The 11,808-nt window shown below is 58.1% G+C and carries 7 protein-coding genes and 2 pseudogenes; 4 read left to right on the forward strand and 5 right to left on the reverse strand.

Annotated features, from left to right (window positions below; genetic code table 11):
* Window positions 1-706: 706 nt before the first annotated feature.
* Both L6639_RS42280 and L6639_RS42285 read right to left on the reverse strand, forming a co-directional pair.
* Complete coding sequence (locus tag L6639_RS42280; RefSeq protein ID WP_128929882.1) at window positions 707-913, reverse strand: cold-shock protein; 207 nt, start codon at window positions 911-913, stop codon at window positions 707-709.
* A gap of 1,135 nt (window positions 914-2,048) precedes the next feature.
* Window positions 2,049-2,282 carry a hypothetical protein gene (locus tag L6639_RS42285; protein ID WP_232995634.1) on the reverse strand — a complete coding sequence of 78 codons (234 nt, stop codon included), beginning with the start codon at window positions 2,280-2,282 and terminating at the stop codon, window positions 2,049-2,051.
* Between the two features lie 308 nt (window positions 2,283-2,590).
* Between L6639_RS42285 and L6639_RS42290 the strand changes: the two are divergent.
* A pseudogene (locus L6639_RS42290) lies at window positions 2,591-2,852 on the forward strand (transposase); the annotation flags it as partial.
* 579 nt (window positions 2,853-3,431) lie between these two features.
* Here the strand turns inward: L6639_RS42290 and rpoN are convergent.
* Entirely contained in the window at window positions 3,432-5,036 is a 1,605-nt protein-coding gene (rpoN, locus tag L6639_RS42295; RefSeq protein ID WP_128929881.1) for an RNA polymerase factor sigma-54, read from the reverse strand.
* A gap of 1,262 nt (window positions 5,037-6,298) precedes the next feature.
* Here rpoN and L6639_RS42300 point away from each other — a divergent pair.
* Entirely contained in the window at window positions 6,299-7,384 is a 1,086-nt protein-coding gene (locus L6639_RS42300; RefSeq protein ID WP_237867293.1) for an amino acid kinase family protein, read from the forward strand.
* Between the two features lie 580 nt (window positions 7,385-7,964).
* Here the strand turns inward: L6639_RS42300 and ectB are convergent.
* A complete protein-coding gene (gene ectB, locus L6639_RS42305; RefSeq protein WP_128929879.1) occupies window positions 7,965-9,245 on the reverse strand; it encodes a diaminobutyrate--2-oxoglutarate transaminase in 1,281 nt (426 codons plus the stop codon).
* Window positions 9,246-9,690: 445 nt separating this feature from the next.
* On the reverse strand, window positions 9,691-10,416 hold the full coding sequence (locus L6639_RS42310) for an outer membrane protein (protein WP_128955124.1): 726 nt from the start codon (window positions 10,414-10,416) through the stop codon (window positions 9,691-9,693).
* A gap of 866 nt (window positions 10,417-11,282) precedes the next feature.
* On the opposite strand from L6639_RS42310, the gene tnpB reads away from it, so the two are divergent.
* Both tnpB and L6639_RS42315 read left to right on the forward strand, forming a co-directional pair.
* On the forward strand, window positions 11,283-11,549 hold the full coding sequence (gene tnpB / locus L6639_RS43700) for an IS66 family insertion sequence element accessory protein TnpB (protein WP_367401008.1): 267 nt from the start codon (window positions 11,283-11,285) through the stop codon (window positions 11,547-11,549).
* A gap of 69 nt (window positions 11,550-11,618) precedes the next feature.
* Window positions 11,619-11,808 (forward strand): annotated as a pseudogene (locus L6639_RS42315) (IS66 family transposase); the annotation flags it as partial.

Below are 11,808 nucleotides of genomic sequence, written 5' to 3' on the forward strand. Positions count from 1 at the left end.
CGCTGCGCGACAATCAGAGTTCAACAAAACTCTTGCGCGCGACAATCATCGCGGCAATCATCATCAGGCCGCGACACGCCTCGCCATCCTGATTGCCGCGCACTTCCTACCCAGATTGCCGCGCTACAGCCTAGATCAAGCCCCCATAGTTACACGCTCACAAGACGTGGCTTCGTTCGATCCAGCGTCAAATAGGTCCCGTGCTGGACTTGCGGCGAGATCTGCGAGCGAGCGTCGACAATGCCGGCTCATACGAGGAGTCCCCACCGCGCCCTGCCTCCCGCCCTGGCACCGATACGCTCGACCAGCGCTCTTCACACGCGGCCGGGCCGAGTTCTTACTTGAAGAGCGTCGCCCACAGGCAGCCGACCATCTCGCGTGCAATGGCGGTGGTGACGATCACCCCGGCTTTGCTGGCCGCCGACAAGGGGTGATAGAGGATGCACAGCTTGACCTGGGCTCTTTGCCCGCTTGTTGATTGGTCGGCGCGATTAGGATGATCCCTAAGTTGCGAACTTCCTCGCCGCGCACTCCTTGGGCCATCGCAACCGAAATCGTTGCCTTGTGTACATCCAGCCCTACGAAAATGCTATGGTTCATCAGGCCCGCTCCCCATGCTTGGGGTTCGGCGCCGGACCATCCGGCGCAACCCTCGATAGGAGCTTGCCGCGGGGCCGCCCGTCACCTCACAGGGCGGACAAAGGGTCTAGGGGATGCTGAGGTCCTCTGCAAAGGTTCGGCCTGCCGCACTGGTCCTGAGCTCGTAGCAAATTCGTATGCCTTCGGCTAAGTCGCTTCTTCCGGCTTTTGCGACCGCGCTGGCGTGTACGAATACGTCCGGACCTCCGTCATCCGGTCTGATGAAGCCATATCCCTTTCTTGCGTTGAACCATTTCACGATACCTGTTGCCATGTGTCGAACTCCGGCGTCTTCAAAAGCTAACAAAAAGTACGCACTCAGCCAGCGAAGCTCATGCCGCACGCAAGGGCGCTGTAGAACAATGTAAGATTGCGAAAGAAGGTAAAAAGCCGTCGGTATGCCATACAATTGCGTATCTCACTTGATGCGCTCGCTTGTGCTCCATGAAAAGTGCGATCGCGGCGCGACAAGATTGCGGACTTTGGTGCACTGTCAGCTTGCCGTTGCTCAACGCAAGGCGTCATTATCGCATGTCCGAGCGACGCAGGTTGGAAGAAGAGTGAAAGGTGGTGGTGACCGTCATTCGCCGTCAGGCGCACCGCTCGGCGCAAAGCGGTCGAGCAAGTGCGCCGGTCGGTTTGGATGAGATCTACGGCGGTGAAAGCGGACACGGCGCTAGTGGGGGCAGCTGTGGCCGCTCGCATGGAATCCAAGCGAGAGCTCATGTCGCTACTTCGGATATAAGATGCACCGCCGCTTGCGATTGCAGCGCCTCGGCGCCAAAGTGTTGGCAGAAGTATCCTGACAAAAGTCATCGAGCACCTGTTCTCGCGAGAGACCAATGCATCTATTCTCATTGGCCGTTAAGCAAGTAGCGTGCCGCGCCTTATGACAACGGGACCAACTGCCGACTAGGTTGCTCTGCCGTTTTGGTTCTGGTGATGTAGGAGTGTGGGAGAGACTATGCTCCTGCTCGCAGCATTGCCTCGGCCGCAGAACATTTGGGCCGTTGCCCAGAAGCTTGAGAGTGACGCTCAATCTCCTGAGATAGGTCCTGGCGCTATGAGGGAGAGGCTCTTGCCGCATGTAGGCGGTCCATGACGGTATGCGCGGCAGCAGTTGCAGCGCCCATGCTGCCATCGTTGGACATCTAACATGGGCAGCTGGCGCAAAACTAACAATAATCGTACTGCCTGGTGTTAGATCAAGCGCACCGTTGCTGAAACCCGGCGGACGCGCGCTTGGCCCGACAAGTGGCGCGGACGATCTCGGGGACCGCGAGCAGGCCTGGAGCACTTCGGGATCAGGTGCGCGTGCAGGATCGATTGCACCTCGTTCTTGAGCCGCGCGATGCCGCACGACCTGGTAGCGCCGCGCCGCTAGCCGACGCTTGCGTTCCGTCTCTGCGTCAGGCGTCCGGATCTGCGGCAGGTGCCGCGGGCGCCTGCAGACACGCGAGTGTGCCGGCATCGATCTTGTCGGTCTCGACTTGAGCCTGGGCGATCGCCTTCACCTGATGCGAATTGGCGACAATCACGCGTGCCACGAACGACGCCAGAACCGGCGACACCGCCACTCTGTTCGCGGTCGCTTCGACCACCACCGCATCACTGGCCAGCAGGGTCTTGCCAAAACCGTCCAACGCAGTCCGCGTCTATATCAATACGGCCCGCATGTCGGAGGCTGCCATCCTCCCAAACCACCACCTCTCCGAGGTTCGGACGTCGATGTCAATCACCCGTCGCACTTGCACCTCCTGCCAAATCAGACCACATGACGGGAGCTACGGGCGACACGACAACTACGGATGCGCGCTCTCAGCGCAACCGGGCTGGTCGCAGAGGCGGCCAGCTACTAACCCGAGCTCGTGGCTGATCGTATGCATCGGCCTGCCCGCACCTTGGTGCTCCCGGTGCCTCTCTCCCGATGGTTGCACCATACGCCACTATCTTGAATATCGCAGCGGGACATCGGCACCGAGAAACTCAAATACCGGTTACCAATCCGATCGAGCGCCTCAACGGCAAGATCAAGCGGCGATCCGAGGTCGTCGGCATCTTCCCTAACGGAGACGCAATCGCCGACCTAATCGATGCGACCCTGTCGAGCAGAACGACGAATGTGCGGTCCAGGCGCCCGCTACATGACGCCGGAAAGCATCGCGCCATTAAGCGATGAATTCATCGTCGGTCTGCCCGACGTGGCAGGCTGATGCCTTCCGACCCGCCTGCCGGAAAATCGCAGGTAACCTACCGTCAGCTACACCATGCCCCGGCAGGGTGCTGGCAGCGGAGCTTGCGTCAATTGGATCGAACGTCTCTTCGTTTCTCAGCATTTGAGGCGCGGTATCTACCCGTCGAGGAGCGGCCTAGGCATCAACACGGCGATCTTGTGAGACGAAGTGTTCAAGCGTCCCACAGGATGCTCGCCGATGGCATCTTATGGTTCATCAGTGCAGGGTTGACCAAGCAATTTAGCGGCAGAGCTCCAATCGATGCTTCGGATGCCCTGCTTAAACCAGTCAACCCATTTCTTGCTTATGAAAATCGCGTAGCAGCCTGAGAGAGGATCACGCTCACGCGGGGCCATCGGGGCTGCGAAAGGATGCAGCCGTTGCCCCTGAGCCTAGCAGAACGGCCGTCGGGGCGACTTAACGCCCCAATTGGCCGTCTTCAATCTAAGGGCTTTAGGCGGTTGGGGGCAATCCCCGGCGCCTAGCAAGCTTGATGGTCCTGCCTGACAGCTCAACTATGCGTTTCTCCGCCGCTGTGAACGAAATCCTTCAATAGGATCAAGCCGCCTCCGTACGGTCTGGGGAATTGAGCGGAGTCGTTGAGGAAACATAGCCGAGAGCAGCTTGCTTCTGGCGCCGTCGCTCCACGGACGGAGGGATGCCCATTTTGCCACGGTATTTTGCGACCGTCCGGCGCGCTATATCGATCCCAGAGGAACGCAATAGCTCGACGATTGCGTCATCTGAGAGCACTGATGCTTGGGCCTCGGAGTCGATGAGCCTCTTAATGCGGTGGCGAACAGCCTCTGCCGAGTGAGCCGTCTCGCCGACGGCTGAAGCAATGGATGGTTTGAAGAAGTATTTGAGCTCGAACCGTCCACGATTGGAGGCCATGTACTTGTTGTTCGTTACGCGTGAAACGGTGGACTCATGCACCCCCGCGGCGTCGGCCACTGCTTTCAGATTGAGGGGTCGTAGATGCTCTACGCCGTAGGAGAAAAAGTCATGTTGCTGACGCACAATTTCGCTCGCAACTTTCAAGATTGTGTTCGCACGTCTCTCAAGTGAACTTACCAGCCAGCGTGCATCAGACCACTTATTGGCCAGGTAGGCCTTGTCATTACGGTTGCGCATTTTGCCCTTGAAATCGCGATAATAAACCTGATTCAGCGAAATGCTGGGAAACGCTTCACTGTTCAGCTCGACTACCCAATTGTGGTGATGACCCCGGCGAACAAAGACATCTGGGATCAAAAGTTCCAGGCGCACCGAACCAAACTTATGTCCCGGCTTCGAGTCGAGTGACCGAAGTTCCGCAATCATATCGGCGATGTCCTCATCGCTCTCTCCGCAAACGCTGCGCAGGGCAGGAACCCCCTCAGGTACAAGAGCGAGGTTCTCAACCAGTGCCTGCATCGCTGGGTCATAGCGGTTGCGCTCGCGCAGCTGGATCGCGAAACATTCTTTCAAAGAACGAGCGAAGACGCCAGGAGGGTCAAACGTCTGCAATGTTGCCAGAACGAGATCAACATCTGTTTGCGAGGCCCCCAGCCGTTTGGCGGCATTTCCTAGGTCTTGCGGCAAGTATCCGGCGTCATCGACGAGGTCGATTAGATAGCGTCCGATGAGTCGCTTTGTGGGCGACGTCAGCGCGAGTCCGAGCTGCTCGGTCAAATGATCGCGGAGGGTGATCTCTTTCGGTACGCACGCCTCTAGATTATAGTCTTCCTGACAAGATCGGCTGCGGGACGCCTCTGTGCCGACGTCCAGCCGATCTTGGTCCGAATTCTGAGGAATGTCCTCATCAAATGGCTCGGAATGAAGATCGTCAAGCTCCGGGCTGGGCGCCGCGTCGAGCTCGGGGCGAGTGCCAGGGTCTACGCTCAAGCCGTCTTGTTGGCTATTGTCGAACGCGTCGCTGTCAAGATCACTAGCGTCGTCCGGACCGCTGGCTTCGCTGAAGAGGTCGGTCGTTGTTCCGGCATCCTCTTGCGTCAGCATGTCTATGTCGCGCTCCAGCAATGGATTGCACTCGAGCTCCTCCTCCACGAAATCAGCCAGATCGAGATTAGACAATTTCAGCAGCTTTATCGCCTTCGCCAGGCGCGGCGATAGTACGGCTGATTGCGATTGCCGAACATTCTGCTGATATCCCAGGCTCATTGTAAGGTCTCTCCCCGGCTGATGTACGGCGTCTGTATGCGAGTTACCAATTGATGTTCGGCACGCAGACGGTTGTGGATATGGAAGCGCAAGGCGATCTCCCGCCCTACAGGCGCAGAGTCCCCTCTCGCTCTATCTTCATAGAATGTTTGATGGCCGCCTGTGGGGAGGCCAAGGATGCGGCCTGCTGTTGATAGTCTGGTTCTGGTGAACCGAGACGAGGGCGCCACGACAATGAACTGTCCAGTTGGCAAATAGAATCTGCGTTCTGATTGCCAGAGGCCATAGTTTTTGCCGGGTTTCGCATCGAAGTTGTCGCGGCGACCTACGCCGCAGGCGTGTGTCATCGTCCGGCCTTTCCACACAATACGTTCTTGGCCTGACACGATTGGCGCGCCTCGATTGTTAACAGGCGCAGGACCGGACTGCTTACCGGCGGTGGTCGCTCCAGCTGAAAAAAAGCGAGGGCTTTGTGTCCCGGCGGGGCCCGGGCTGAGGTAGAGCGCATATAATCGCTTGGTGCTGTCCCCGCCGAGGGTGGCATAGGGTCCGGAGCGCTTTTTGCAACGCTCCGCTTGCCGCTGCGGTCGCAGCACCATCTTGGGAACGCGTTCCCAGAGGCGAGCTCTTCCGTGCAAGGCCGTATTTGGCCAAATTCTGGCTCGGCGCAGTGGGTCGCCCGTTCGAGTGAACCGGGCGAAACACGTCGCTCCATCGCAGGTCTGGGGCGGCAAGTGCCGGAGACCGGGCAGCAACAACGCGGCGTGCCGGACATCATTCAACGGACTGAGCAAGAGGCCTCCCGAGATCTGTTCAGTGGAAGCATCAGCAAGAGGTGTGCCAAGCCAGTACGCCGGATGCCGCTCATGTCCCTTGTTGATGATCTCAGGTAGTGATGCAGTACGACGGAGCTCGCTGCGGTGTGTGAACTAGCGGCCCGATCGACCTTTGTGGCAACCGCAACAATCAAGATGGGCGACATCGAACAACGCGGGATGGAGGTCTCAGGCAACTAGCGCGCCATTGTTTAGGTGCATCGTCCTGTGCTGCCGCAACACGCCCAAGCCGCCAGCGAGATGCCGGGCGGCGCTAATCGTGAGCTATCTCGTGGTACAGCTATTGCTGCGACGATGACAAGCCTAGCGCGAGGAGCAGCTCTCAAGAAGCAGCCGGATGTCGAGCGCGCGAAGCGGCTCGTCGTCTGATCTAATGCGGCGCCGGGTGAGTTAAAGCAAGTGATCTCGCACGTTGGGCCACGGCGCATGTCAATCAAAGTAATGAAGTGTGGGGGATCGAGCTTTCGTGATGCGGAGGCGTACCGCGCTGTCTCCAGACATATAGTAGATAGGCTTGCAAATGACGCGCGGCAAGTCGTGGTCGTCGTTAGCGCGATGCACGGCCAGACGGACGTACTGAAGTCTCTAGCGCTCTCTGTGAATGAAATCTGCAGCACCGTTGCCTTGGACACCGTCCTGACAGCGGGAGAAATGATTTCCGCTGGACTTCTTGAGGCAGCATTGCAAAGACACTCGGTGCCGACATCATCGCTCTTTGGCTATTCGATTGGAATCAAGACATCCTTGGTTCTAGGTAGGACGGTCATCGAGGAGGTCGACAACAAACCGCTGCTAAAGGCGCTCGATTATGGCCGCGTGGTAATCCTTGCCGGAGCGCAGGGTCTGGATGAAGGTGGACGGGTCTCAATGCTCGGCCGCAATAGCTCGGATTTGACTGCGGTAATAGCCGCCGATATGGTGGGAAGTGGCGTTTGCGAAGTCTACTCGGATGTCTGTGGCATCTACTCCGCCGATCCGAGGATTGTGAGGCAAGCAAGGCTGCTCCCGACAGTCTCCTATGCCAACGCAAGTCGGATAGCACGCTGCGGGGCGAAAGTGCTTCACCATGGCGCAATCGACTATGCTGCCGGCCGGAGAATAGCCATCTCCTGCAAATCGTTACTGCCGAATGAGATGGCCGGTACTTTGGTGACTGACGCAGGAGGCGGGGTTTGCGTGGTCATCAACCCGTCAGCAACACGGGTTGCATTTCAAAGCGTCTTCGAAAAACGTAATGCTGAAGACGTTTTACGAAGGCTTGGTATCATGTGGATCGATCTCGAGCAGGATGAAAGCCCCGAGGGGTATTTGACGCATGACGCGGAGGCCGCGCTTACCGCTCTGCATCGGGAAGGCATCCACCCCGTGAGGAGTGCGCAGAAGATTGTTGTTTTAGCGCTCACCGGGTCCAAGCCAAAGACATACGAATTGCGAGATCTTGAGGCCGCTTCTTACTGTGCTCAGAGGGTCCATGCAGAGCTCCGCACTAGTGGGGTGGAAGCACCTCACTAGCCATCACCTCCTGATTGGCGATATACCGCGCTGCAGGTCGGGAGAGCCGGCTACTCACCGCGGAAATGAGTCGTCAGCGGCAACTTCACCTCCCTTGTAGAAGTCTTGAGATGGCTTGTCACGATGACCATCGCCGAGCGGACCGATCCTTCGATAAGTGCATTCCGCTACTGGGCAGTTGAGTTACGCAACGCCAGAACGCACGATCTGCCAGGTGCCTGCCAGGCAAGTGATGCGCAACCAATTACCGCGCGCCCAACATGCAAACGGCCTTCGTTAGCCTACTGGTTCTGTAGCCGGGCTCACCGTGAGTGCGGGCGGTTAGCGTATCCGTATCCGAGTCCAGGTTGACCTGGGCCGCAGTGTGATGCGGGTAGGCGACCTGCCCGACGACTAGGCCCGTCCCCAGGGAGCTAGTCGACTGAAGCTGGAACATGTTCAGGGAGAAACAAGAGTTAGACGGTCGTGGTACTCGAAGTGTAGCACCAGCGAGATGCGGAACAGGTGCTAGCCTGCCGCGGTGATCAAGCGTCTGGCGTGAGGCCTCGCCGAGGCAGCGAGGCCCGATGCAGATGTCATGTCAGAGCGGGGCTGCTTCCGCTAAGCTATCTTCAAAGATGTCCAAACCCTTAGTCAGCGTCTCCGGGTCGATCGTTAGCGGAGGAAAGAATTTGATGACCTCGTCCGCCGGGCCGCATCGTTCAATGATGAGGCCCCTATCGTACGCCTTGCGTGCTGCAGTCTCAGCGAGGTGAGTATTTCGGCAATCAAAGCCGAGCGCCATTCCGCGGCCGCGGACAGTGAAGTGGTCTCCATGCGCGCGCGCAATAGCATTAAGCCGGTGACGCATCAGCGTTCCCAGTCGATAAATGCTTTGCGAAAAGATCTCAGTGCGCCAGTAGATATTCAAAGCTGCAGTTGCAGAGACAAGCGCTAGGTTATTTCCTCGAAAGGTGCCCGTGTGCTCTCCCGGTTCCCATATATCAATTGCCTCTTTGATCAACAACATGGATAACGGCAGACCATATCCACTTAAGGACTTCGACAATATTACGACATCTGGTGACAACTCGGCGAACTCAAAGCTGAAGAAATCGCCAGTACGGCCGCAACCCATCTGAATATCGTCGACGATAAATATGGCTCCAATCTCTGCCGCTAGGGCTTGTACGGATCGTAGCCATTCCTTTTGAGCGACGTTGATGCCGCCCTCCCCCTGTACTGTTTCAAGGAGAATGGCGGCTGGCGCATCGATGCCGCTGCTAGAGTCCAGCAATATGTTCCGCAGGTGCTCCGCCGTATCAATCTCATCTCCAAGATAACCATCATAGGGCATTATCGTGACGCCGGACAGGGGGACTCCACTGGCTTCGCGAAGAAAGCGACTGCTGGTCGCAGCCGCGGCGCCGAGACTGAGGCCATGATAACCACGTGTGAATGAAATGATGTTGTGGCGCCCGGTTACTTTACGCGCCAGCTTCAATGCCGCCTCAACGCCATTGGCACCTGTAGGTCCAGTAAATTGAAATCGATAATCCAAGCCCCGCTCACGAAGAATAACTGAGTTGAAAGTCTCCATAAAGTCGACCTTGGCCGGAGTGGCCATATCGAGGCCGTGAACGACAGCATCAGATCCCAGATATTCTGTAATAGCTGCCTTTAGCTGATGATTGTTGTGGCCGTAATTGAGCGCTCCAGCCCCGGAAAAGAAGTCGATGAACCGTTCGCCCGTCTCGCTTAGCAGAAAGGGCCCGCGCGCATGACTAAAGCACGCTGGGAAGAGACGCGAGTACAGGCGAACGTTGGATTCCAACGTTTCTAACGTTCGAAGAGTACGTGAGGGGTCGGCAGAGTTATTCATGATCGCACCTTCACTTTGTCCATGAATATGGCTGGTGCACGTGACATACTCCACCATGCGGAATATTAAACCTCTCAGCGTTGGTAGTCCCTCGTCGAGCGAGGGAGAATCGTCGAGCCGGTGCGACGCTGTTGCGGTTTGGTCAGGAGGCCATTCACTAAGCGCGGCTTGAATACGGCTGGCATGCGCACTGTTGCCGATGCCGGACGGCTCGCCGTGGCAATATCAAGCTTCCAACATCGAGCTTGAGGCGGCGATATAGGGACTCGTCGGAGGCCAGACCGTGATCGCCGGGCGAAGCGAGCCTAATTATACGCAGCCCTCATGGATCAAGAGAGCTGATAACACCTATTGAAAGGCCGACGGCGATACAGGACGATGACCCTGGACAAAGAGCCCCGGCAGGCGCCGGGGCCCTCGATCATTGATTGAGAAACTGAGATCCTTATTTGCTCGCGAGTGGCCAGCCAAACTTGTAGTTGAGGCGGGCGGTGACGAGATCAAAGTCCTGACGAATGCGGTCGTTTCCTAGTCCTGTTGCGAAGCTAACGTCACTAGCCGGCATGAACACGTGGTCGTACTCGATGCCAGCTGACCAGTTCGGTGTTAGGCTAATCTCAAGACCGGCACCGGCCGTACCTCCCCAACGTGTGGTATCCGCGTCGCCCAGAAAGCCAGCCGAATTAGTGATCCGATAAGTGCTCCCTACCACAGCCGCGCCCGCTTTGGCGTAGAGCAGTACGTTGCCGGCCGAATAGCCAATCTGGCCGGTCAGCAAGCCGAAACCGTCGATGTTTGTGTGATTGGTGGTGCCCGGGTTGGCAATGCTAACGTTTGAGCCGCTGAGATCGGCCCAGTTGCCCAGCCCTTCGAGTCCGAGCACGGTATTGCCGAATTGCCAACGATATCCAATCTGGCCCCCTACTGTGCCGCCGGTTGCGTCGTGAGAGCCCTCGGGGATAGAGCCGAGAAAATCCCAGGAGTTATGGCTCGAGCCCCAGCCGCCATTGACGCCGGCATAGAAGCCGCTCCAGTCGTAGAGCGCGATGACAGCCGGGCTGGGCGTCGGCGTATTCGGAAATGCGGGACGCGCGGCGAGATCTGCGGCAGACGCGGACGTCGCAGCGGCCATCGCAAGAATGCTCGCGCAAACGAGTGACTGCTTTTTCATTTCGGTTGTTACTCTCTTTAATGGCCCCCAGTGTGGCCGTTGTATCAGCGCTTACGCGAATTGCTGTACCTGAAGTGCAACAGAGCTCGACGATAGCAGAGCCGAACCTGACGTAGTGTCAGGTTGTGAAGAGATAGTGCGAGCATGGCGCGCAGGCGTCGGAATTCGAGGCGAACGAAGGCGCCTGCGGCGCTCGATGTTGCGTGTTGGCTCGTGTAGCAAATGATAGCTGACAGTGCGTGCCGGCTGCGGCCCGGATGTATACGCCGTTATAGGCTTTTGTTGAATGCGGAACGAGAGCGCGTAAGCGCTTAGCGAGAGCGGATAGCTGTGCGAAGAAGCGTCCGGCTTGGATCGAGGTTTAGATGGGATTAGACGGCAAAAAGGATGTCCATTTGGACGTCTCATCGGCGAGGTCGGTGAGCCGGCTGGAGGTTCTTGGAGGACCTTCGGGGCGCCGCGTGCGTTCGGAGGCTGAGAGCCGCCTCGCACGGCGGCAACACGCCTCGCTCCCGAAACTGCCGTCGCCAATCGTAGATCTGCTAGCGCGTCGCTCCGTGCTTGCGCGCCCCTCGGCCACCGCGACACGGGATAACAGACTCTCGGCGACTTATCCGAGTCGCATCCGACATTCGCGCCGCTGATCGTGGGAGATGCGTCGGAGGAGTGTCAAGTTCCGCGATCAAGCTTGAGACGCCGCAATCGACGATGTCGTGTTGCAGACGGATACGGCGACAGATGGCGAGCAGCTGTCCGGGGTGATCCGCAAGGTGCGAGCGTCACGATGATCGCGGCCGCTGCTGATAAGAGTTACATTGCAACCGGCCGATCGACTTCCACTGTCGCCACGATGGGCTTACGGCGAAGTGCAGGAGATACTTCGTCTTGATCCATTCAGCGGAGGCGCCTTCGCGTTCCGATCGAAACGAGCGGACCGGATCAAGACTTTTGTCTGGGATCGAACGGGCCTGGTGTTGGTGCACAAGCGTCTTGAAGGTTGCAAGTTCGTTTGGCCAACGATCGCAGACGGCGTGATGCGGATATCACCGGCGATGTTCGCGGCACTGTTCGAGGGGCTGGATTGGAGGTTGGTCCGCCCGGAAGAAGCACGGCGCCCCCAGGCGGCGGGATAACTGCGGCAGAATGACTCGGCAGCTATTTTGAGCGTGGCACGCGCGGCGGCGATGTGCTCGAAATAGCGCATGAGCATCGCGGCGCTGCGCGACGAAAATGAACAACTGAAAGCCCTTTTGGCGCAAACGCGGGCGGCCTTGAGCGAGCATCAGGGGGCGCTGGCGGCGTCGGAGGAAGCGCAGCGTCGGCTGGAGGTCATCCTCGGCGAATTGCGGCGCGACAGGTTCGGCGCGAAATCCGAGAAGCTGCGGCCAGATC

Source organism: Bradyrhizobium zhengyangense, from assembly GCF_022012555.1.
Taxonomy (GTDB): domain Bacteria; phylum Pseudomonadota; class Alphaproteobacteria; order Rhizobiales; family Xanthobacteraceae; genus Bradyrhizobium; species Bradyrhizobium zhengyangense.